The organism is Pseudoalteromonas rubra, from assembly GCF_000238295.3.
Lineage (GTDB): Bacteria > Pseudomonadota > Gammaproteobacteria > Enterobacterales > Alteromonadaceae > Pseudoalteromonas > Pseudoalteromonas rubra.
The window spans coordinates 242,060-265,041 of the sequence record NZ_AHCD03000027.1; the positions used below are offsets into that span (position 1 = coordinate 242,060).

The window sequence follows — 22,982 nt, forward strand, 5'->3', positions numbered from 1 at the left end:
TAATATGTACAGATTTATTGCTTTAGCTCTTTTCTTATTGAATATCCCCTGCGCTTTTGCGTATGGGCACTGGACTCAGTATATGCATCCTGAGTTTAGTTTTATTACTAAGCGTAGTGCGGTATATCAGGATGGTAACAGACAATATATGGTGCAGGATACGAAACGCGGTTTAGACTCTATGGAGTCATTGAGTGAATATGGGCGCAAGTATGCGCGTATGAAAGATCAGTTACGTGGACAAATGAGAGCGGCGATTGCGAATGAGCTCCGAGGGAAAGCAAGTTTGGACCAGTTTACCTTTAATATCAATGGTCCTATGAAAGTAAAGGTGGTTGGCAACTCTAACGGGACGTTTTCAGCTCAGATTGGTGGCTTTAAGGTGTATGCAAAGGCAAAAGCGAGTAAATCTATATTTGCCAAAGCAACGGTTGAAATTACCTCAGGCACCATCTTTGTTGATGCCGATTATGATCCCTACAATGGTCAACTGACCCCAAGGTTCAGCCAGAGTATTCGTGATTCGATCCGTGTCAGTGTTGATGTAGACTCATTTTTTGACTTTATCCCACTGTTTAATTCCTGGGTCACAAACAAGCTGGAAGATGATTTAGAAAACCAACTGAAGCACTACATTAATAATTCGATAAATTCTAATATTAATAAATACAACCGTAAGATTTTCGCGCTGGATGATTACCTTGAGGACGGCACGCTTATTCTCAGTGGAGTAGATACCGGTGTCCCATACAAAGACTTAGGTAAATATATCAAGCAAGCTGTATCTAGCTTGTCTGGTAAGTTTATTGAACTATCGGTCAGTGGCGAGGAGTTGGATTTATATAATAACCCGGAGATATGGCATGAAGGGACTGTGCAGCTTAATATTTCTAATAAAGTTATATTGACCGTTGAGGATAAATATCAGCCGCAGTGGCGCTGTTTGTCGACTACATGTCCTTTGCCACCAACGCATTGGTAATTAGATTATTCTGATAATGCAGGAATTTAATATTGTTTAAAACAAGGCCTGTTGGAATAATGAGAGCCGGTCTTTTTTATCTGACTTTTCTGTGAAATATTTAATCGCCGGCAACACAGCGTTGTGTTGCCGGCGATAAAACGCTAAGCCTATCCTTTACGTTTTTTCTTCTTGCCCTGTACTGCTTTAAAGCGCGGGTTATCTTTGCAGATCACATACACACGACCACGACGCTTAACTACCTGACAGCCTGGACGAGACTTGGCACTTTTTAGCGAGCTGAGTACTTTCATGGTGATTATCCTTTTTTACCAGCCAGATTCTTAAAGCGGCGGTTAAACTGTGCAACACGGCCATCGCTGGCAACCAGCTTTTGTTTACCTGTGTAGAAAGGGTGAGACTCGCTCGACACATCGATAGGCACATAGGGATAAGTCACTCCATCTACTTCTACTGTGCGGTCGGTTTTGATAGTAGAACCAACAATGAAATACTTGTCTACCGAGGTATCGTGAAAGGCAACTAAGTGGTAATCAGGGTGGATATCTGGCTTCATTTTCTTCTCCAATCATTCAGTGCGTGTGTTATATCATAACAAAACTGTAATGAAAACAGTAAATGAAAATAATTCGCAATCGTGTCTTTGCGGTTGGGCCAAATGAGAGTGCGTGTGGCGGCTTTAATGGATAAGCCGCCACCACTTAAAAGAACTAGGATCGTTAGCGAGTGAGCTTACGGGCACGGAAATTACGGCCTTTCATTTTCCCTTCACTGATCATTTTGACTGCCTGATTGGCGTATTTGCGCTTCACCGCAACATAGGAGGACATGGCGGTGACTTTGATTTTACCGATTTGATCGCCTTGTAGGGCCTGGTTGGCAGTCAGTGCCCCAAGAATGTCGCCCGGGCGTAACTTGGCTTTTTTGCCGCCATCAATTTGTATCGTGATCATAGGCGCGCGATTAATCTGAGCTGAGAGTACCTGCTCGCCCGGCAGTGCAGTGGGTTCAATACGCAAGTCGAGGTAGTCCTCCAGCATATTCACTTTGTGGGATTCTTTGTAGCTCATCAGCGAGCAGGCTACCCCGGTTTTTCCGGCGCGACCTGTACGGCCAATGCGATGTACATGGACCTCAGGGTCGTGGGCAATGTGGTAGTTAATTACCATGTCGACATGATCCACATCTATGCCTCGAGCTGCAACATCGGTCGCAACGAGCACAGTTAAGCTGCGGTTAGCAAAGCGTACCAGGGTTTTATCCCGGTCTTTCTGATCCAGGTCGCCATGCAGGGCCGCGCAGTCAAAACCATAGCTTTGAAGCAGCTCGCTGATGTCCTGACACTGGGCTTTGGTATTACAAAACACCACTGCAGCCTTGGGTTGAAATTGTCTTAACAATTTATGCAGCGTAGTGTCACGCTCGTTGTTGTCGGCCACCTCATAGAAATGCTGCTCTATGGTACTATGATCGTGTTGTGCGACGACTTCAACCTTGACCGGGTCACGCATAATGTGGCCTACCAGCTGTTCGATTTTCGCCGGGTAAGTGGCACTAAACAACAAATTCTGGCGCTGTTGTGGGCAGTGCGACACGATACAATCCAGGGCTTCTTCAAAGCCCATTTCCAGCATGCGGTCGGCTTCATCCAGCACAAAGGTATTGACCTCATCTAAATTCAGGCGACCTTTGCGTAAATGCTCTTCAATACGTCCGGGTGTGCCAACCACAATGTGCGCACCGTGCTCCAGAGAGCCTATTTGCGGTCCCATCGGGGCGCCGCCGCACAAGGTCAGCACTTTAATATTATGAATAGCACGTGCCAGTTTACGGATCTCCACGGCGACCTGATCTGCCAGCTCCCGGGTGGGACAAACAACCAGAGCCTGCACCCGAAAGCGCTTAACTTTGAGGTTATGTAGCAGGCCAAGGGCAAATGCTGCCGTTTTTCCCGAGCCGGTTTTTCCCTGGCCGATGACGTCTTTACCGGCCAGGATCTGTGGCAGTGTCTGTGCCTGGATGTCGGTCATGGTGTGGTAGCCAAGTGAGCTGAGATTCTCAAGTAAAGCACTAGATAGCTGAGTATCAGAAAAAGGGGTCGAATTGGGGCTGCTGGTCATGGCACACTTCATATCTGGATAAAAACTCATTTTATCACGATACGGCGTCTCAAGGTGTTTTTTAGTTGGGTATCTGTTGCCACTCGGCAGGAACGGTATATGTACTTGATACGCTTATAAAGTGTAAGAAGAGGCCCTGCCACACGCCAAGGGCCCCGCTGTTACTAGGTATTATTGGTGATATTAGTTCTCACACTACCCGCACATAGGACCGCCTTGTCTGGTGGGGCATTGATACGTAGGGCAGCCTAAAGCAGTGCAATGTCCTTTCGATTGGCAAAAGTAAGGGTCACTTTGACAGTTGTCTGTTTCTGGTTCAAACCAGCCACCTGCAACTTGGGCTGTTCGTTTTGCATCGAGGGTGTTTTTGTCTTTAGACAGGTTTTTTAGTTTGGTTTTTTGTATCTTCAGTTTCATGGTTAGTCCTTTGGTTTTGTATACATATTTGATACTCAATTTCCCCCAAAAAGGGAATTTCAACGTATAGCAAGCAAAGGGGGTTGTCAACTTGTAGGGTCGGGTTAGCGAAATGAAACAAGTTGTGGGCGGCTGTGTAACATTACCAGCCCACAGTGTCTTACTTTTATTGTGCTTTGCGAGGAGCCAGGCGTCTTCTGCGACGTTTTGGCGCGCCTTGTTTGTCATTTCCTGAGTGCGGCTTTTGATTGCTTTTTGGTTTGTTGGCCTGGCCGTTTTGCCCTCCTTGCTGAGCCTTGTCGGTTTTCGGCTTCTTGGGCTTTTTAGGTTTTTTGGGTTTAATGGGGCGCGTGTCCAACTTCGACTCAGGTACCGGGTTTTGTGGCTCGAAGCCCGGTTCAACAACCCGTGGGATCAGTTGTTGGATCAGTCTCTCAATGCCAAACAAGTCACTGGCGACGTCTTCGCTGACAAAGGAAACGGCTTCGCCCGTCGCGCCAGCACGGCCAGTACGACCAATTCGATGCACGTAATCTTCGTACACATTTGGCAAGTCAAAGTTGACAACGTGTGGCAGCTCCTGGATATCCAGGCCTCGCGCGACGATGTCGGTGGCCACCAGCACACGCAACTCACCACTCTTAAAGCCCGCCAGTGCTTTCATACGTGCACTCTGGCTCTTGTTACCATGAATGGCCGCCGCGTTAATTTTGCTTTTCTCCAGATCCCGTACCAGGCGATTGGCCCCATGTTTGGTGCGCGTAAAGACCAGTACCTGTTGCCAGTCATGGGTCGTTAGCAGGTGTTTGAGCAGTGCCGTTCGGCGACTTTTATCAACGGGGTAAACCCACTGGGTCACGCTTTTGGCGGTGCTGTTTGCCGGTGCCACGGATATCTCAACCGGATCCTGGATCAGGCCTTTTGCCAGATTGCGGATCTCATCCGAAAAGGTGGCTGAAAACAGCAGGTTCTGGCGACGCTGTGGCAGTAGTTTGATCAGACGTTTGATATCATGAATAAACCCCATATCCAGCATTCTGTCAGCTTCGTCGAGTACAAACATCTCCAGTTGATCAAATTTCACAGCGTTTTGCTGGTACAAATCGAGCAGTCGGCCAGGCGTTGCAACCAGCACGTCGGCGCCTTTGCGCAACTTCATCATTTGTGGGTTGATTTTGACCCCGCCATAGACAACCTGACAAGATAAGGTCAGATGTTTGCTGTACAGCTCAACACTTTGCCAGACCTGATCGGCCAGCTCGCGTGTGGGTGTCAGGATTAACGCTCTGACCTGATTGGCCTGGACCTTTGGTTTTTTACTGAGTAGTTCCAGCATTGGCAGGGTAAAGCCTGCGGTTTTACCTGTGCCGGTTTGGGCTGCCGCCATGATGTCTCGCCCTTGCAGGATAGCGGGGATCGCTTGCTCCTGAATGGGGGTTGGCGTTGAGTAGCCCTGATCGGCTACGGCTTGATTGATTTCTGGAGATAAGCCGAGACTGCTGAAGCTCATGATAGTGTACTCTGAAGAATGCGGGCCGGAAGAGTACAAGATTTACCCCAACATAGCAATTTTTGTCACCCTTTGTTGTTTGCCGAGGCCGTTATTGCAGGCGACTGTGGGCTTGCAGAGGGTTAACTGGATTGCTCACTGAGCAACTCTGCAACCGGGATTTGATAAAAGCGCGCCAGGTCACCAGCGGTGCGGTAATAGACGCGGCTGCCACATTCGGCACGTTTCAGTGTGGCTATAGACACACACAGAGCCTGATCCTGGCAAGCACAGGCCAATTTTTCCTGACTCAGGCCCAGGCTTTTTCTAAGTTCCTTGAGCCGATGACAATTGAGTTTCACTCTGCCGTCCATTGAGGTGCTCCTGACTGAATTTGGGATCAAAGGCTAGCAGCCATTGGCGCCTTTTACCACATACCATTAACACTTCAGGTGTTCAGATTATGCTACAGGCTGTCAGCTTTTTTTCACCCTAATGGCTTAGGTTTCAAGGTTGGGTAACTGATACCAAACTGATACTGAACTGATACCACAAAGCGGTTCATTCGCATCTACACTGAGGGCCAGTTGAATAAGCCCCGCATGGTGCGGGATTACTGGAAATAATAAGGAAACTATTATGTCTCAAACAGTTCATAACCTGGGCGCCTATGGTGCAGTTGTACTGGCGAAAGATTTCAGCAAAGACTTTATCAATGCGTTTGAGCACATCAATCAGCGTGACGGTGTTAAAATCACCCCATTGGCTGGTCAGTCGCAATTGGTGAATGGCACTAACTATGCGTTTTATTGTTTGGTTGAGCCGGTTGTTGCACCGGATGTGGCAAAAGTAAACAAACTTGAAGTTATCGTGATCCACGCGTTGGATGACAAGTACACAGAAACAGCAGAGCGCGTATTAAGCCGCCCTGTACTTGTGCCACCTATTGGTTCATTCGACGGTGTTGCACTGCGTGATGATTTCACTGAGGCTGAGCAAGCGGCTGCAGAGCAGATAGAGTCGCTGGTTGGCGTACATTATGACATCCTGGCTGCACAGCAACAGGTTGTTGCAGGTCTGAACTTTGTATTTTACTCAGTCGTTAAGCCTGCGACACGCAATGGCCAGGCGTTCTTTGCTGAGATTGAAGCGCACCGCAACCTGGAAGGCCGACTAGAGAACTTTAACCTTATCCCGGTTAAGCCATAACCGATACACTTTTTGGCAACGTTGATAATGGGCCGTTCAGACTGAGTCTGAGCGGCTTTTTTGTGTGTTGCTTTGCTTGAACGGGTGATTGGAACTGGATTTGTACACAGGTTGCCTTGTGCAATGTGTAAATATTCCAGGCTACAGAGGGATTATGGCGGTTCCGTCCCGAGTGTGTTTGTGATTGCTTGCTATACTGAGTGAAAACACCACAAGGACACTGACAATGCACGTGATTCTGTTATTAGCGACGTTATTTTTTACTGCCATGGCCTTAGCCGATGAAAAACAAGCCCCGCCGCTTAACCCTGCATATAAGGGGGAGCATGGGATGGCTTTGATGAACAGAGGCTCCCGTATTTACGCTACGAACTTTCCATCATACAGCTTACCCAGCGACATACATGTGGTATATCGTTTGGAAAATCCGGATGTGGCTTTTCTGAGCCTGGTTCGTGACTCAAAACTCATCACCATTAAGCCAGAGCCGTTTAATTTACAGCGACTTGAGCGCGGCGAAGAAGTGACGATTATGGCCGATGTATACGAGGGTCATTATGCTCGTGGGGGTCGTTTGGTGTATCCCGAGCGACAACTGGTATTGAGTGATAAACTGTTTGCCCGCAAGCTCAGTAAACTGGAACCTGCTTCACAATGGCATGAATATGACGTCATAGAAATCAATAAAACGGAGCGGATATATGTGCATAAGATCCAGCAAAAGCCCAGTTTCAATCATCTGATTTTCGTTGATTTAACTGGCGCTTGTCTGCAAAAGTTCCGTACCTCCAAGCGGGTGCCCAGCGAAGGTGAGTTAACTTACAAGTTTATAAATTGCGGGACGCTGAAGCCGCTTTTCTATGATGCCGAGAGTTATATGTAGGGCTTAGCAGGACGGGTTAATGTGATTTTATATTGTTCTAAATGAGAAATTTTTAACGCTGTTAGCGTCATTTTTGCTTCTCAAATTGAACAGGTCTTAGGCGAAATTGGTATTAAAAAAGGGCTGCGATGTGCAGCCCTTTTGGTTGGGAGGTTAAAGTGAATTGCCGTTTTTATCTATGGCATCAAATTGATGGCCATCAGGTCCTCCATCCCGAGGTGGAATAAGGACTTCTATGGCATTGCTGCCAGCCATCGCATTAGGATCGGTCAGTGAGCGCAGGAAAGTCGCCAGATAATGAATTTCATCACTGGTGAAGTGTTTGATGATTGCTTCGTCGCCGCGATCGGAGGTGGCCCGATTCTGAGCATTCAGTGTCAGCACAAAGTCCTCGCCACCGCCTACAATCTGGCGGCATTGTTCTGTCGTCAGATGTTGAAATTGAGGTAGCTGACAGGTTTCTACATTGTGATAGAAACTTTCCAGAGAGCCAGTTACATCATTATAGTGCTCAATAACGCGTTCCAGTGTCTGGAAGACACCTTTGTCACCATAAGGGGCTGTGATCCCGACGTTCAACAGACTGGGCATACGGAACTGGTTTTTAGCATTGCCATCTGCCACGGCGTTCGGGCCAATTTGCGGGTACAGTGGTCCGCGGGTTTTTTCGGGTGTAAACATCACGCCATCATGGCAGTTTGCGCAGCCTGCGGAGGTGTAAAACAATAAGGCACCGCGTTTCTCGGTATTATTCAGGCCGGCCAGATCGCCCTCTATATAGTTGAAGAACGGGTTGTCGATAAACAGGAATGATGCCTGATAGGCGGCAAGGGCTCTGGCGATGCGCAAAAAGTTTACCTGTTCATCACCATAGGCTGCTGAAAAGTGGCTTTTCCATTCATCGGATAAACGAGAGGCGATAAATTCACGGTAGACTTGCGGCGATTCAAAACTGCCTGGGTCGCCCATTTCAGCAGCGGCTGTCACCGGGAAATGTGCTTGTGCCATCAGCAGACGCAAGGGATCGGTATTTGCAACCTGACTGTTCATCAGTCGGGTCACCTCATCTTCAGGTGTCATAATCGGTGCGGTTGATACCAGGCCGACTTCGCTTTCCCGGTTGCTCTGGCGTAATTTAACGCGTTGGTCCCAGAACATGCTGTTGACCCATAAGGCGGTGTTACAGATTTGAGGTGAACTGCGTCCAACAGAAGGGATCGTACTACCATCGGTACGTCCCAGTCCCATCACATCCGGGTTTTCGGCATTGACGCCAATGGATAAGGATAAACCATCACTGCCACAGCCTTGCGCCGGGTGATGGCATGAAGCACAGGAGGTATCGTAGTCCTGACTCAAGGCTTTACTGAAAAACAGCCGTTTGCCCAGGGCAATTAATTGCGGATCTTCCTGGCGACGATAGCGTGCAACATATGCCTGCATATCTTCCAGTCCCTGCTGCAACTCATAGTGCGCAATGACTTTGTCCATACAGGTGTCAAGCTGGTCATCGGGGACGGCATTGAGATCATTGGTGCCACACAAATCGACCAGACGAGCAATGCCAATATTGATCACTGAGCCGTTACGCATGCCATCATTGCTGTCGGTCGACAGGGTGGTGACCGTCTCGGTATTTGACGGATCACTGATGAGCTTGTTTTTGTCTTTGCCTTTGGCAAAAGCCTGAACAAAATAGCTGTATTCAGTGCCTGCCATTGCACTGTTATCCTGATAAAAAGTCAGTGTGGTACGGGCAATACGCTTGCCATCACGATAAATACGGTAGCCTTTAATATTGCTGGTGTCTTCGGGGGCCTGCCAGCTCAGTGCAACCTGATTACTACTGTGCACTTTTGCAGTTAACTGCTGTGGCGTGGGCAGTGTGTTGGTATCCGCCTGGGCCAGTGCAGAGCATAAGCACAAGGGCAGTAACCATCGCCAAAATTGTCTTGATTTCATGGATAGGTTCCTTAACAGCCAAACCTGCTTGGGTAGCGCTCTGGTATGGCTGTGCAAATAACGTAATTGAGAGTGTGTATCGCCTTCCTCACATTCGGTCAGAAAGGTCATTATTGTGTGGAATAAAAAATTGCCATTCCAACATTAGTGTAGGAATGAAATAAGGAAGAAATGTGTAGATTTTTTATTTTTAACCATCCTTTTTTCTGCTTTTTGTCAATTTTTACTAGAGCATTTATTCCAAATCGGGTGCTGTATTACAAGCCATAAATGGTAATGAGATCAGGTAACTAGCTCCATCCATTTGGAATAACAGCTGAATAATACAACCAGACGGATCAGAAGGGGGGGAATCACTCTTTAGTGATGGCACGTAGGGCCAGGTTAAGTAACAAAAAGTGGTGCTTTCTGATTGACTAGCTCGCCCGGTAGCGATTTTTAGCCCGACAGATTGAGCGCAATCATACGTTTAATTTGCTTATCTGCGGAATAGTTGTGGATGAAGTTAAGCGACACGCTGTGTGCAATGGACTGCGGTTGCTGGTTGGCTATTTGTTAGTTAAGTAACTGGCACACATTGTGTGCCAGTCACTGCTGAGCAGATTAGTAATAGTAATAATAGGCTGCTGAACACATGTCGCCCGTACAAGTTACACCTGAGTCGAGTGTCAAGTGGTACAGTTGATCAATTGCACTGACGTCTATGTGTGACAAAGCGTTGTAATGCAAAAAGAGATAGTTTAGCTGGCTGTTATTGGTTACATCGAGTGATGTGATCTGATTATCGACCAGGTTTAGCTCTATCAGCGCACTATTATCCGATGTATCTAGCGCAGTTAGCTGGTTGCTCTCTGCCAGTAAGTACTGCAATGCGGCACTATTTTTGATGTTTAGCTGAGCGATATTGTTACTTCTTGCATCAACATAGACAAGCTCAGTTTGACCAGATACATCTAACATACTTAGCTGGTTACCATAGACAGACAGGTTCGCCAAAGCTGAGCTGGATGCGAGGTCAAGCTGGGTCAACTGGTTGAAGTTTGCATTAATTGACGAGAGTTTCGTGTTTGCGGTGGTATCCAGGCGCGTCAACAGGTTGTTGTCTGCTTCCAGGGTAACGAGAGACGGGCTGGACGATAGGTTGAGTTCTGTCAGCTGGTTGTTTGTTGCCCTTAATTCAGTGAGAGAATCCTGGCTGCTCAAAGTCAAAGAGGCCAGTTGATTGTCTTCCACATTCAGGGAAGTAAGCGCAGGGTTGTTGCTCAGGTCCAGATTAGTGAGTTGATTCGAACTGGCATCTAAAGTGTCCAGTATTGAGGTAGCTGATAGCTCCAGCTCCGTCAATTGGTTGCGAGCAAGCTTCAGTGTTTTGAGCGCGCCGATGCCTGATAGGTCAACTGAACTGAGTGAGTTATCATTGGCATAGAGATGGGTCAGAGAAGGCGTATTAGTGAACTTCAATGTGTCTAATGCGTTGTAGCTCAGATATACCGCTTCTAACGCGGATTGATCCGCAATATGCGATGACGTCAATAGGTTGTGATCGGCATACAGGTAATACAGAGAAGGCGTATCAGTGATGTGTAATGTGTCTAGTGCATTGTCGCTCAGATACAAGACTTCTAACGCGGGCAGGTCTGTAATATGCATTGAAGTCAGTTGGTTGCTATCGGCATCCAGGTAAAACAGAGCCTCGTTGCTGGCAATGTCCAATTGTGTAAGTTGATTATAAGACAAATTCACAAACTCTAGTTGTGTATTGTGAGATAAGTCGATGTGCTCAAGAGTATTGCCGCTTACCGATAGGTTAGTTAACGCTGTGTTATTGGAGATATCCAATGTTTCCAGTGCATTGTTATTGACTGAGAGGTACGTCAGTTTGGCATTGTGCGAAAGATCCAGGCTGGTAAGTGGTGACCACAAGATAGTCAGAAGCTCAAGTTGAGGAGCTTTAGACAGATCAAGACTGTTAAGGGGTAAACTTTGAAGGTCGAGTTCAATGAGCTTAGGGTGAGCGGATAAATCTAATGTGCTCACAGGCATAGAGCCTAGCTCCAGATGTTCAAGTTGCTTTAAGTGAGAGAATGCCAGGTCGTCCAGATAAGCACTGTTTACTCTGAGCCCTTTTAAGTCGGGAGTAGCAGAAACATCCAGCTGAGTTAGCTGTGTGGCATACACTGTCAGCTGTTCTAGCTGTGTGTTGTTGGATAGGTCGAGCGTGGTGATCTGATCACTTTTAATTGTCAACTTCTCAAGTAATGGGTTATTACGAGTAATTAGGTTTTGCATACCCCACGCCAAGACATACAACTCCGTCAGCGAAGTATTCTTAGAAGTATCCAGTGCAGTGAGTTGCGAGTCATATATTTGCAGTGTTTGCAGTGACGTGTTTTCGCTTATGTCCAGTGTATCGAGTGCATTACTTTCGATTTGTAGTCTGGTGAGTCTGGTATTGTTGGAAACATCTAACTGTTGCAAACTATTTGCGAATACCGTGAGTTCTTCCAGGTCTGTGTTTTGGTTTAGTGTAATTGTTTTCAGCTGGGAGCCTGAAGCAGATAGCTTTGTAAGTGCTTTGAAGTTTGAAAAATCCAGTTCGGTCAAATCGTCACCAGAAACTGCCAGTTCAGTGAGTGTCGAATTCACTGGGAAGTTCAGTTGCGTTAGCTGGTTGTTCGATAAGTGAAGTGCGCTTAGCAAGGGGTTGTGCGAGATATCCAATATACTCAGTTGGTTGTTTTGTACATCGAGTTCAGTCAGGTTAGGCAACCCAGACAAGTCCAGAGCGGTGAGCGTATTGTATGCCAGATTTAAATTGGTCAGGACAGGGTTGTTGGACAGGTCAATCGTGGTTAAGGCATTACTGGATAGATTGACCGTTGTCAGGGCGCTATTCTTGCTGAGATCAACCTTGGTAAGTTGATTTCCGGATATCGCCAAATATTCCAATTGTGTCGCGTTAGTCAGGTCCAGATTGGTAAGCTGGCTGCCATATATTTCCAGACTGTTCAACTGCGGCAGATTTGCTAAGCTCAGGCTGCTCAGCGGGGCTTCTAAAAGATATAAACGAGTGAGTGCTGAATTGTGCGATAGATCCAGGGCTGCTATTGCCGTATTTTCAAGACTCAGCCCTTCAAGGTTTGGGTTAGTGCTGAGATCGAGATTGGATAGCGCCTGACTGCTTATTCGTAGAGAGACCAGGTCGTGGTTGTTGGACACATCCAGCGCTGCTAACTGAGCAGCATCTACCGATAGGTTAGTGAGTTGCTTGTTCTGTGTGATATCCAGAGCTTTAAGTTGTACACTGCCTAGTCTAAGGTCGTTCAGGTCTGTGTTTTTAGATACATCCAATGACTGGACTTGGCTGTCATACACGCTCAGGGAGTGGAGTTTTGTGTTGTTTGATACATCAAGCGCCGAAAGCTGTGGGCTTGAAATGATCAATGAGCTTAGCGCCAGGTTTTCTGAGATGTCCAGACTTGCTAAGTTTTGATTATGCAGGTCTAAATACTCGAGCTTTCTAAAGTGCTTGATGGTGTCAGCGTTACTGATAGGTTGATCACAGTATAAGAAAATGACTTCGTCGGCATACTGATAGGTGTTATTTTCGCCCAAACATTGTGCAAGTGTGGGGTCGAGTTCAAGCTCACTGATCGCAACACGAGGCTTAAATTCAATATTAACAGTACAGGCCGCCTGCATGTTTTCAATGACATACAGGTCACCATTGAGTGTACCGCCACACCCGGTAACAGAGTCCGTGTAATAACCTTCGTCTGGTTCTAACGCTAAATGAACTGTGCCTCCCTTGGGCACGTCTCGCGTTGCTGGCGTAGCGCTACCAGAGCCGCTAATATTGGTGTTCAGGGAAAAGGTTTCGACCGAAGTAGATTGACTTGTATCACTCGTGTTATCACTGCCACCGCCACAGCCACTCAATAAAAGAGAGAGCAGGACTGCTGCAGGGAAAATGGGTTTGTGTGTCACTTGGGTACTCCAAAGGCTTTGTGGTTAGATTGCTGTTTCACAGTGGCCCGAAAGGCACTGGGTTAGCAGTGTTTTTTGCCTATTGTAAGCGTGTACCTGAAAAAACTATATAGTAAATGTAGAAAACTATGAAGTTATTAATAGATTCATTGTTAATCTTAGGTGTTTTGATGTTGCGCATTGGTTTGGGGAGTTGCTTTAATCCGCACAGCTATGACGCAGCATAACGCAAAAAGTAAACGTACGGTGTGCAGAATTGCTCTGTATATTTGGGTGCTTGTTTAATGAGGCCGTAACTGGACAGGCCTCGCGGTCGCTGAGTCATTCAGAGTCTATTGGCAGATGCTCATTGCTTGCGTTTATGGCACCATATCAGCTGTTTGAATCACATATTTGATCTTTTTGAATGGGTGTATAAGGCAGGATTCGTTCTGCTTCTGTGTGGAATAAAAATTTGGTTGTTACCTCATTACCCTGCTTTTTCTTATACGTAGTGAGGTAACCATAAACAGGGCCATTTTCATAATACATGGTGTAGTACGTTGTTCTGATCCTATCTGTGAGCGGACAATCAGCTAAGACTTCCCATGATTCAAGTGCACCGTAATAAGCCTCGATTTGGCTGATCATATTGCTTTGAGTTAGGACTGACTTCTCATCTTCCAGCGCTGACCCTTTTATAAGGTGAGTAATGAAAGCCGTATTGCCATCTTTTAAGTATCCATTCATTGCATTTTCGAGTACCTCTGGGGCCTTCGCAAAAGACAAACAAGGTAATAACAGTAAAATACTGAGCGCTTTTTTCATAAATCATGTTCCTCTTATCAAATCGACGCATTGGCTCGCTAAAGTTATCAGATAACCAGCTTTAGCCGGGCGTCTTACTCTCTCATTTGATGTCTGGTTTATACATCATTGTGAAATAATACGGACTTATCTATCGCAAGGCCAGTACATGTCAGGCGTGCCATGACATATGGCCAGTGAGTCCTTATGGCATGAATAACAAACCCTTGCTGCAATGTATAATCAGATAATGCAAATGAGCCGGGGCATAGTTCAGCTGCCCTTCGTAACAACTTCAGCCTTAATTGTTCATATGACTCGTTACTCTTACCGTCAACGCGAACAAGATACAGCTCCTTATCCAGTTGTTGTTCAGAATACCCGCTTGCACCGTTCTCAGGAGAACCCTGAATTGGACCGTAGGAACTGCAACCGATTAGGCCAAAAGTTAAAGTTAAGAATAAATACCGAAACAAAGCGCCTCCCGGTGTAGATTAGGTAAACGTCTCATCATATGGTTCTGAGGCATTGATCAAAATCCCATGTTATCTCAGTTGCTAGTTCTGCCTTTGCAGCAACTCTCGTAGCTGGGATATGGTATGTTGGCTGTAAACTCTAACACCATTGCTGACCAGTAACGCCGCAGTGACGCCTGAACCATCGACTTTGACACCATTAAATGTGCCATCGTAAATCTTTGCACTGCCACAGGAAGGGCTCCCCTGTGCCAGTATTGCGTATTTTATTCGCTGCTGCTGACACAGTGTCAGAGCGTTCTGTGCGCCTTTAATAAAGGGGGCAGTGACATCAGTCCCATTGTTTTCAACTACCCTGGCAGAGCCTTTGAGCACATCCAGACCTTGCCCCGCGATGATTTCGGCAGGCGCTCTGGGCGTGGGTAACCCTGCCGATACTTCAGGGCAAAGCGCAACCAGTGTCACACTTGATTGAAGCCAGTGTAAATCAGCCTCGGGGATCGACAAACAGCTGGCATTGTAGCGAACTTTGCTACCAAGCAAGCAGGCACTTACTAGCACTTTTTCCAACAGAAACTCCTTTCTAAACAGCCCAAGTCTGGGAAGTCGATTTGTGTGGTCAGTCTTATATTCGGTATAAGCAATAACCATAACTAACCTGGACCAGGCTTTTAGGTCATCACCACTTAATTAGGGGTGCACGCTGGCACCACCAAATTCTGCTGCCAGATAATTAATTATCTCCACTGGATCAGTCATCGTATTGTGCTTATTTATAACGAGAACAGGTAGCCACTGGTTGTCTTCACCTAAAAGCGCAACAACTTCACTGCGTGGTTTTGGAAAGTCGATACGACTAACATCCACAGCCTCAAGCCAATGCGGGTTGGCCGACAACGCCCCTTCTATTAATGCACAATGTGAACAAATCCACATTTTCCCGGGACCATCTTCAAACGGCATTTTCAGAACAAATAATTTTGGTTTCATGGGCTGCGCTACACTCGCATAACTGATTAGTTAGTTAATCCTAACATACTGAAAGGGCGTCTAAAATAGACTTTTAGTAAACGCCGAACGCTTTTTATATACCCTGAACGGCTGTGGGGGGAGGTCGGTATTTGTTTTTAATTAATAGCGTCCGGAGCGTGGTAATTTAGCAGCCTAATCGGTGATGTAGCGGTTACTTATTAGTTTGCTTAGTCACCGCCACCACCAGTGGCGTTCTCATTACTCACTTTAATACTCACGCTGGTTTTACTTTTAGATGAACTGATTGATGAATAAAAAACATGGTGTTTTCAGGAATAAAGCGCTTCGAGCAGATACATGGTGGAGCATCGGGGACACTCAAAGATGCTGTAGTAACGAGAAACGTGTGCTTGTCTCACCCAGAGCTTCAGTGTAAATGTTTTGGTAAAGCATAGGGGTTTTTGCCGAGAGGTACCTCTAATCTGTTGCTGTTCTTTTTTGGCTCTGACCCTATCATTTCGTCGTAAGCACTTTCGTGCCTGAGCACTATTTCAGGAATATCAAAATGCTCGAAGTGCTCTCGCATTTCCGTTAAGTTTCTGGTTAGTAAGGTTGTTTTTTCATTTTTCCAGACGATGTGCTCAGCCCCGTTTATGATGACCATTGCCTGATATAGCGCCTGATCCAGCGAGTTTATGACCAGCTTGTCAATTTTTTTGTTGCCAAGTCTTTATAGAATATCTTCATGTCTTCGTCACCGTATATGGATGTCTGGGTTAGCGCCAGAGCAATGGATTAGTTCCGGCTACGCTCTGTGATATACGCGTAAACTTGTGCGTAGTGAACCAGAATAACTTGCTTATGCAATTTACGAACAAAAATCGATACGAGCGATAGAAAGGCTAAGATCAAGCGCTTGGTGCTTTTATTGGCTGTCAGGCATCAGTCATGCTGTTACGGCAAATATTTTGGCATTATTTTTCAAGAGGAAAGTGTCTCGTGAACAAACTTCGTACGGCTTGTATTGTCATCATCTTTACTTTTTTAAGTGCGTGTTCAATTAAACACAATTCGTTACCCTCACAAAAACTCGTTGCTACGCAAGCAGGGTGGCAGCTTACCCGACCGTTGGTTAATTTGTATGACTATGAGCTCATTGATGTAAGAAGTGGCAAGCCCATTGTAGTCGATCTCAGCCTCAGTAATGACGGGCTTCTTGACTATGATGTTGTCTTTATTGGGGAAAACCATGGCCACCCCGGTAATCACCTGGCTCAGGCTGTGATTTATCAAAGTATGCTGGACAGCGGTGAGAAAGTAATTTTATCTATGGAACAATTTGAACGTGATGTGCAGCCAATTGTTGATGATTATATGGCTGGCAAGATAGGTGAGTGGTCTCTTCGTCATTTTGGTCGCGCCTGGGAAAACTATAAAAGCAGTTATCGTCCATTGCTAGAAATGGCAAAACAACGTGGTTTGCCAGTCATTGCTGCCAATGCACCAAAAGACATCGTTGTGTGTACCGGCAGAGAAGGTCTCAGTGTGCTGGATAAAGTGCCAGCCCAACGAAAAAGTCAAATCGCTGCTTCGTTTTATATGCCCGAGGAAGGTGCTTATTTTGAAAAATTCACCGGGTTAATGGGTAACAAGCTTGGCGGCAAAAGCACTGACAAGCACTCAAAGCGGGCTAAACCTAATCTGAATACTTACCATGCTCAGGTGGTACGCGATGATACGATGGCTGAGTCAATTGATAAGGCATTGGCTGCTCATCCGGAGCATAAACTGGTTCATTTGAACGGCCACTTCCACTCGGCATCGGGCTTGGGCACCGTTGAGAGGCTGAAATTACGCAGCGATAGTAGGATAGGCGTTGTTCAACCTGTTATGGTGTCAGATGCTAACTTGCCCTCGTTTAATGACAAAGATATGGCAACCGGTGACTATCTACTGTTGATTCATCCTTTACCTGAGCAGGTAAAAACGGCAAAAAACAGGAAAGTTTGGATGAAAAGTGTATTTAAACGCTCCAGGCAAGATTGCGGCTTTGGGAATAACCATGCCTGGAATTAGGGAGACGTAACAAAGCGGCTTATTGATTCCATAGAAGGCAATGTGAGCACTAAACTGGTTTATTGCTGCTTTCTGGCTCTCTAGGGCCAGATGGCCATTTAATATAAACGCTGCACTAAACGAAGGTGGGAAGCGCTAACAGTGACAAGTGAGCCATTGGCGCAGAGTCTCAGGTTATGTTATTCAGAAATCACCCAATTGATATTTGGTGCATATCTCCAAGAGTCTGGCTCTGAACAAGATCCAATATCGGGGTTGAATGCCATGCTCATTTTTTTGTTTTGCGCCTTCGCAACCAGCAGTGAGCTATACATAGCATTACAACTTTCAACCTCAGCATTGTTTGTTTGCTTTCTGTCCCAGGCACTCAGAATTTAACCTGCCCTGCGGACTGATCACGTTGCGTACAGTGATAAACAGACACGTGGTGATAGACACACTCATCATGACCCAGACGGCTATCATAATCATCACCTGATATTTGATAGCGACCATGGGGCTGGCGCCGCCAAGGATCTGACCGGTCATCATGCCGGGTAGTGAAACCAGTCCGGTAGTAGCCATAGTAGCCAGAATGGGCGCCAGTGCTTTTTGCAAGGCGTTTTGTACAAAGGGCTGGGTGGCTGCGCGCACCGGGGCGCCCAGTGAGAGTGCGGCTTCATACTCAGACCAGCGAGTTTTAAAGGCGTCGAAGAAATGTTGCAGGCAAACGATATTGGCATTGAGGCTGTTACCCAGCAACATGCCTGCCAGCGGGATCAGGTACTGAGCATGGTAATACGGGGTTGGCTGGATAACCACAGCAGTGATGAAGCCCAGCAAAGGTAACAGTCCTGCACACAAACCTGTAAAGACGGCCAGAAATAAGGGTCGCCTGGGGAGGCGGGCTTTACTGATAATTGCGCTGCAACCGATCAGCAGCATCACTAATAACCAGGCCAGGTTTACCCACAAGTTGTTGAGGGTAAACAGGTACTCCAGATACAGACCGACCAGTAATAACTGCACGACCATGCGGATGAGTCCGATAACGGCTTCTTTGCCAATCTTGAGTTGGTACAGCGCGTTAATGGTAAAGGGCAGCAACAAGGTCAGGCTGAATAAGCCCAGCTGCCACCACTGGATGTCGATTACCTGTTGCATCTGGGTGTCTGGATAAGGTTAAGTGTTTTAATTACAGTCAATTATTACACAGACAACCCTTTAAGCGCACCCCATCGCTTGGCTAACATGCATCGCTGTTTAGCGTGAGCGAGTTTGAACTTAAGGTCATTGCATCAGGAGTTTGTTGATCCGGGCATGCTCGGCTTCTGCTTCAACCATAATGCGTTCCATCAGTACTTCAACGGGTTCGATATCGCGGATCATCCCCTGAGACTGGCCAATAAACTGTACGCCGTTTTCCAGGTCGCCTGCTACAGTGGCGGCCTCCAGTTTTTCTGTGGCGGCACCAAACAGAGTCAGCATGCGGATTTTGTCGAACTGGGCCAGTAATCCCAGTAGCAATTTCCACAGTGGCATATCGACCATTTTTGACGCTTTGAAGGATTTAAAGACCGCTATTATGGGGCTCATTGGACGGCGGGTGGCTTTTTCTGCCATCGGGGTTTTCATGACCCGGGCATACAGGCCATCGAAGTTTTTAGAGTAAATGGTGTCCGCCACCTTTTTGTCGACCACCGTTTGTTTGACATTCTGATGGACCGGGCTTTGCGTGCTGGTAGCCAGGCGAGAGCCCATGGCTACGGCATCAGCGCCCAATGCCAATGCAGCCAGTAAGCCTTTGCCATCGGCAAACCCGCCAGCAGCTATCACCGGAATATCGACTAGTTCAACAATGTTTGGCACTAAGCACAGCGACGTGACTTCACCGCCATGGGCAGCGGCTTCATGACCGGTGACCAGCAGGGCATCGGCACCACTTTTTTGTGCAGCCAGTGCGTGCTTTTCGGTGACCACAGTGGCAATGGTTTTACCGCCGTAGCGTTTTACGCCTTCTACTATCCAGTCACCTTTGCCCAGTGAAAAATTAATAACCGGCACCTGCTCAGCCAAAGCGACTTTGGCATTTTCTTTTGCGCCGGGCATCAGCAAGGTGATCCCAACGCCAAAGGGTTTGTCGGTCAGGGTGCGAATTTTGTTGATGGCCTGGCGTGTTTGTTCTTGTGTCAATGGTCCGGTGGCCAAAATCCCCAGTCCACCGGCGTTGCACACAGCCGCCATAAGTTCAGGAACCGAGATCCAGCTCATGCCGGGTAAAACAATGGGTTTTTCTATGCCGAGCAAGTCGGTAATACGTGTTTTCATGTTGATGATCTGAACTGGTCTGATGTGTTGTAAGCATACCGGGAAAGTGACATATAAGAAAAGCGAATATTTCATGCCGGGCTTAATTCGTCGGGTCGGGCTTGTTCGTTTGTGTTGATAGTCGCTCTACTTGCTCAGTCGTTGCCTTTTTCTTACGTTTCTTTTTTAGTCGTTTGAGTTCGGCTTTTTTCACGTGCTTGGCAATCCACTTTGCCATTTTACCCATCAGCACAGGCGGAAAGTCATGGCCCAGACCTTCAACGATTTTGAGCCTTGCCTTGCGAATTTCGGCGGCGGTTTGTTGACCTGCTGTCAGCGGAAAAATGGGGTCATGAGTGCCGTGGATCACCAAAGTGGGCGCTTTAATCCGGGTGAGCAAATGGCGCCTGTCACCGCTGGCCGTGATGGCAGCAAGCTGGCGTTTAAACCCGGCCGGGTTATGGGCTCGGCTGATGTGCATAGTCGCCTGTTCACGCAGAGTTTGTTCGTCTCGCGGGTAGGCCGGACTCCCAATTAGTTGGTTAAGTCTGACATTGTAAGAGATCGCGGCCTGAGGATTGTTATTGCGCGGTGTCAGCCGAGCCAGTTTTAACAATATCCCCAGGCTTTTCCCAGAGATTAACTGGTTGTTAGCGCTAGACATAATCGAAGTCAGGCTGAGTACTTTTTTGCGCTGTTTGGCCGCCAGGATCTGCGCAATCATACCGCCCATAGATGCGCCGACCAGGTGCGCTTTCTTAATTTTTAATGCCTTCATCAGCGCCAGCACATCATCGGCCATATCCTCCAGTGAGTAGGGTGCCTGTTTGCCAAAGGGCACCTTACGACGTAACCAGGTTTTAAACAGATTAGGGGTGCCTTGTTCGTCCAGATGACTCGATAATCCGGTATCACGATTATCGAAGCGGATCACTCTGAACCCTCTGTCGACCAGACCAAAATACAGCTCATCGGGCCAGACGGTCATTTGTGCACCCAGCCCCATGATCAGGATAATGGCTGGTGCATGTCGGTTACCACAGTCCTGGTAACTCAGGGTGAGGCCGTTTGAGGTTTTAATGCTACGCATAGGGTTTAACAGAGTTAGTCAACTTTGAAGAAAAAAGTATAGCTCATAGAGAGTTACAATCTTGATTTGCAGCGCAAAGGAAGCAATAATTTTTTACGTTTAGGCATTAAAATAAGCTTGCATAGCGGCCTAAATACATCAATAATCAGCGCGGCCACAACTGGCTAATATTTCATCTTATATTCAGGAGCACACAAAGTATGGCAAGCAAACGCAGCCAGTCCCACGACCATCAGCGTGGCGACATTAAAGACAATGCTTTGAAAGCATTGGTGACCAGTCCATTGTTCAAAAGCAAAGTTGAGAAAAGTAAAAAAGGCAAAGGCAGCTATCGTCGAAAAGACAAGCATCAAGGCCGAGAGCCTTATCTTATGGCAGCGTAGGCGAGCAATAAGATAAGGCTTTCGACAAACGAGTGTTATGTTACTAAGCTTGTGGCTGATTAAATAAAAGGAGCAATCAGATGGGACTATTAAGTGGATTATTGGGCAATGCCAGTGAAGTCGACAGCGATGAGCTGGACAAGCTATTAAACGATACCCTGATTGACGGGGAAAGCGTTGAGCAAGCTTATAAAGTCATTCGGGATATGTTTGTGTTTACTAACAGACGACTTATTCTGGTAGATAAGCAAGGCGTTACCGGCTCTAAAGTGGAAATGCTCAGCATTCCCTACGGCAAAATCACTAAGTTCAGTAAGGAGTCGGCTGGTCATTTTGATTTGGATGCTGAACTGAAAATCTGGATAGGCTCTGAGCCTGAGCCACTGACCAAAGAATTTAAAGCTGGTGACAACATTAATCAGGTCTATAAAATTATTTCTCAGTATTGTTTGTGAGTTTTAAACCATAGGTTTTAGCAAAGCGTCTCTGGTGCGCTTCACAACTGAAAACGAGTGCCCGAGAATCAGGCACTCTTTGTAGCCAGCCTCGTTCAAGTGCATCATTTAGGACCCAGTTTCCCAGGCTACCAGCCAGATGATTGCGCCTTTCACTCCAATCCAAACATGATTTACAGATCGAGCGCCGTTTCTCTCTAAAGGTGCTAAAACAGACGCCCAGCTGCTCAAAAAATGCAACGCCTGAGGGAGTCAACAATGTCTGTGCCTGTTTATCTTCTAGGTAGTTTGCCTCGACCAGTGCATCATAGAGCTGAACGCCCAGTTCACCCGCAATATGGTCATAACACACGCGAGCTTGTCGAAGATAAGGATCGTCTGGCCCGGTGTTGGTTTTCAGTACTGTACTGCTACTGAGTGTGAGTAGCTGTTCAATCAATTCTGCAACAGCCTGACCTTTAAGTTGAAAGTACTTGTGTCTACCTTGTTTTCTGACCGTAATGAGTGATCTGTCCAGCAGTTTTGACAGGTGGCTGCTTGCCGTCTGCGCAGTGATGTCTGCTTCAAGTGCCAACTCTGTTGCTGTCAGGGCTTTACCCGACATTAAGGCAAGGAGCATACGTGCCCTGGTCGGTTCACCAATCAAGCTGGCAATTACTGTGATGTCGGGATCGTGCATTAGATAGTTCGATATAGGCCGAAGCATAGAGATTGAGTGGTCGATATAGTGCCGAAAAACGCAAGAGGAGACAACGCATTATGATCACGTGTTTTATTGAGTATCGGATTGACCCGGGTAAGCTGGACTTGTTTGAGCAATATGCCCGAAATTGGGGTGAGATCATCCCGAGATGTGGTGGTGAACTGATTGGCTATTTTGCGCCCCATGAGGGCACTAATTTTGTCGCGTATGGCCTGATCAGCTTTATCAGCCTGGCAGAATATGAGGCGTATCGCGTGCGCCTGAAAGCAGATCAACAAGGGCGGGCTAACTTTAGTTTTGCCTTAGAAGCGGGTTTTATTTTGCAGGAAAAGCGCAGCTTCTTATCCTGTATTGAACAAACTTATCTGCAGGGAGTGAAGGCATTGTGATAGCCGTTATCTTTGAGGTAACGCCTCACCGGACTATGCGACAGGCCTATCTGGATATCGCGGCAGATCTTAAGCCCATACTGCAAAACATCGACGGGTTTATATCAATTGAGCGGTATCAAAGCCTGAATGACCCTGAACGGTTGCTCTCACTGTCATTCTGGCGGGATGAAGCTGCTGTGCAGCAGTGGCGAATGCAGGAGGAGCACAGGGCGGCGCAGCAACAGGGTAGACAGCGCATGTTTCAGCACTATCGTATTCGTGTCGCCGGAGTAATGCGCGATTATGGCAGTCAGGACCGGGAGCAAGCGCCTTAG

The 22,982-nt window shown here is 47.0% G+C and carries 23 protein-coding genes; 8 read left to right on the top strand and 15 right to left on the bottom strand.

Annotated elements, in window-relative coordinates:
• The first annotated feature begins 4 nt into the window (after window positions 1–4).
• The gene (locus PRUB_RS05460) at window positions 5–982 is read left to right on the top strand and encodes a hypothetical protein (RefSeq protein WP_010384173.1); all 978 of its coding nucleotides are present in this window, start codon (window positions 5–7) and stop codon (window positions 980–982) included.
• Between the two features lie 149 nt (window positions 983–1,131).
• Here PRUB_RS05460 and ykgO read toward each other — a convergent pair whose 3' ends face one another.
• From ykgO to PRUB_RS05485, 5 genes are all read right to left on the bottom strand, one after another.
• A complete protein-coding gene (ykgO, locus tag PRUB_RS05465) occupies window positions 1,132–1,275 on the bottom strand; it encodes a type B 50S ribosomal protein L36 (RefSeq protein WP_010384174.1) in 144 nt (47 codons plus the stop codon).
• 5 nt (window positions 1,276–1,280) lie between these two features.
• A complete protein-coding gene (locus tag PRUB_RS05470) occupies window positions 1,281–1,538 on the bottom strand; it encodes a type B 50S ribosomal protein L31 (RefSeq protein WP_010384175.1) in 258 nt (85 codons plus the stop codon).
• 163 nt (window positions 1,539–1,701) lie between these two features.
• Window positions 1,702–3,132: an ATP-dependent RNA helicase DbpA gene (gene dbpA / locus PRUB_RS05475; protein WP_422623846.1), complete on the bottom strand. Its 1,431-nt coding sequence runs from the start codon at window positions 3,130–3,132 to the stop codon at window positions 1,702–1,704.
• Between the two features lie 553 nt (window positions 3,133–3,685).
• Window positions 3,686–5,029 carry a DEAD/DEAH box helicase gene (locus PRUB_RS05480; RefSeq protein ID WP_010384179.1) on the bottom strand — a complete coding sequence of 448 codons (1,344 nt, stop codon included), beginning with the start codon at window positions 5,027–5,029 and terminating at the stop codon, window positions 3,686–3,688.
• Between the two features lie 122 nt (window positions 5,030–5,151).
• Window positions 5,152–5,382: a helix-turn-helix domain-containing protein gene (locus tag PRUB_RS05485; protein ID WP_010384180.1), complete on the bottom strand. Its 231-nt coding sequence runs from the start codon at window positions 5,380–5,382 to the stop codon at window positions 5,152–5,154.
• Window positions 5,383–5,647: 265 nt separating this feature from the next.
• On the opposite strand from PRUB_RS05485, the gene PRUB_RS05490 reads away from it, so the two are divergent.
• On the top strand, window positions 5,648–6,217 hold the full coding sequence (locus PRUB_RS05490; RefSeq protein WP_010384181.1) for a hypothetical protein: 570 nt from the start codon (window positions 5,648–5,650) through the stop codon (window positions 6,215–6,217).
• Window positions 6,218–6,443: 226 nt separating this feature from the next.
• Window positions 6,444–7,100: a hypothetical protein gene (locus tag PRUB_RS05495; RefSeq protein WP_010384182.1), complete on the top strand. Its 657-nt coding sequence runs from the start codon at window positions 6,444–6,446 to the stop codon at window positions 7,098–7,100.
• Window positions 7,101–7,253: 153 nt separating this feature from the next.
• Here the strand turns inward: PRUB_RS05495 and PRUB_RS05500 are convergent, their stop codons facing one another.
• The 6 genes from PRUB_RS05500 to PRUB_RS26715 form a co-directional block, all read right to left on the bottom strand.
• Window positions 7,254–9,062, bottom strand: a complete 1,809-nt coding sequence (locus tag PRUB_RS05500; protein ID WP_010384184.1) for a cytochrome c peroxidase — start codon at window positions 9,060–9,062, stop codon at window positions 7,254–7,256.
• 603 nt (window positions 9,063–9,665) lie between these two features.
• On the bottom strand, window positions 9,666–13,049 hold the full coding sequence (locus PRUB_RS05505; RefSeq protein WP_010384185.1) for a leucine-rich repeat domain-containing protein: 3,384 nt from the start codon (window positions 13,047–13,049) through the stop codon (window positions 9,666–9,668).
• A 372-nt stretch (window positions 13,050–13,421) separates the two neighbouring features.
• On the bottom strand, window positions 13,422–13,856 hold the full coding sequence (locus PRUB_RS05510) for a hypothetical protein (protein WP_010384186.1): 435 nt from the start codon (window positions 13,854–13,856) through the stop codon (window positions 13,422–13,424).
• 536 nt (window positions 13,857–14,392) lie between these two features.
• Window positions 14,393–14,881 (bottom strand): 2-thiouracil desulfurase family protein, encoded by a 489-nt coding sequence (locus PRUB_RS05515; RefSeq protein ID WP_010384187.1) that lies wholly within the window; start codon window positions 14,879–14,881, stop codon window positions 14,393–14,395.
• 120 nt (window positions 14,882–15,001) lie between these two features.
• On the bottom strand, window positions 15,002–15,301 hold the full coding sequence (locus tag PRUB_RS05520) for a DUF3088 family protein (protein ID WP_010384188.1): 300 nt from the start codon (window positions 15,299–15,301) through the stop codon (window positions 15,002–15,004).
• Window positions 15,302–15,710: 409 nt separating this feature from the next.
• A complete protein-coding gene (locus PRUB_RS26715; RefSeq protein ID WP_052026466.1) occupies window positions 15,711–15,995 on the bottom strand; it encodes a DUF6482 family protein in 285 nt (94 codons plus the stop codon).
• Between the two features lie 287 nt (window positions 15,996–16,282).
• On the opposite strand from PRUB_RS26715, the gene PRUB_RS05525 reads away from it, so the two are divergent.
• Complete coding sequence (locus tag PRUB_RS05525; protein ID WP_010384191.1) at window positions 16,283–17,359, top strand: ChaN family lipoprotein; 1,077 nt, start codon at window positions 16,283–16,285, stop codon at window positions 17,357–17,359.
• 333 nt (window positions 17,360–17,692) lie between these two features.
• Here PRUB_RS05525 and PRUB_RS05530 read toward each other — a convergent pair whose 3' ends face one another.
• The 3 genes from PRUB_RS05530 to PRUB_RS05540 form a co-directional block, all read right to left on the bottom strand.
• Window positions 17,693–18,502 (bottom strand): ABC transporter permease, encoded by an 810-nt coding sequence (locus PRUB_RS05530; RefSeq protein WP_010384192.1) that lies wholly within the window; start codon window positions 18,500–18,502, stop codon window positions 17,693–17,695.
• 126 nt (window positions 18,503–18,628) lie between these two features.
• Window positions 18,629–19,666: an NAD(P)H-dependent flavin oxidoreductase gene (locus PRUB_RS05535; RefSeq protein WP_021032904.1), complete on the bottom strand. Its 1,038-nt coding sequence runs from the start codon at window positions 19,664–19,666 to the stop codon at window positions 18,629–18,631.
• 82 nt (window positions 19,667–19,748) lie between these two features.
• On the bottom strand, window positions 19,749–20,735 hold the full coding sequence (locus PRUB_RS05540; RefSeq protein ID WP_010384194.1) for an alpha/beta fold hydrolase: 987 nt from the start codon (window positions 20,733–20,735) through the stop codon (window positions 19,749–19,751).
• 200 nt (window positions 20,736–20,935) lie between these two features.
• Between PRUB_RS05540 and PRUB_RS05545 the strand changes: the two genes are divergently transcribed.
• Window positions 20,936–21,118 (top strand): alternative ribosome-rescue factor A, encoded by a 183-nt coding sequence (locus PRUB_RS05545; RefSeq protein ID WP_010384195.1) that lies wholly within the window; start codon window positions 20,936–20,938, stop codon window positions 21,116–21,118.
• Between the two features lie 80 nt (window positions 21,119–21,198).
• Window positions 21,199–21,573: a PH domain-containing protein gene (locus tag PRUB_RS05550; RefSeq protein ID WP_010384197.1), complete on the top strand. Its 375-nt coding sequence runs from the start codon at window positions 21,199–21,201 to the stop codon at window positions 21,571–21,573.
• Here the strand turns inward: PRUB_RS05550 and PRUB_RS05555 are convergent.
• Window positions 21,551–22,252 (bottom strand): ArsR/SmtB family transcription factor, encoded by a 702-nt coding sequence (locus PRUB_RS05555; protein WP_010384198.1) that lies wholly within the window; start codon window positions 22,250–22,252, stop codon window positions 21,551–21,553. The two genes, PRUB_RS05550 and PRUB_RS05555, sit on opposite strands and share 23 nt — an antisense overlap.
• A gap of 80 nt (window positions 22,253–22,332) precedes the next feature.
• Here PRUB_RS05555 and PRUB_RS05560 point away from each other — a divergent pair, with 80 nt between their 5' ends.
• Both PRUB_RS05560 and PRUB_RS05565 read left to right on the top strand, forming a co-directional pair.
• The gene (locus tag PRUB_RS05560; protein WP_010384199.1) at window positions 22,333–22,665 is read left to right on the top strand and encodes an NIPSNAP family protein; all 333 of its coding nucleotides are present in this window, start codon (window positions 22,333–22,335) and stop codon (window positions 22,663–22,665) included.
• Entirely contained in the window at window positions 22,662–22,982 is a 321-nt protein-coding gene (locus tag PRUB_RS05565) for an antibiotic biosynthesis monooxygenase family protein (RefSeq protein ID WP_040645427.1), read from the top strand. Before PRUB_RS05560 ends, PRUB_RS05565 begins: the two co-directional genes overlap by 4 nt.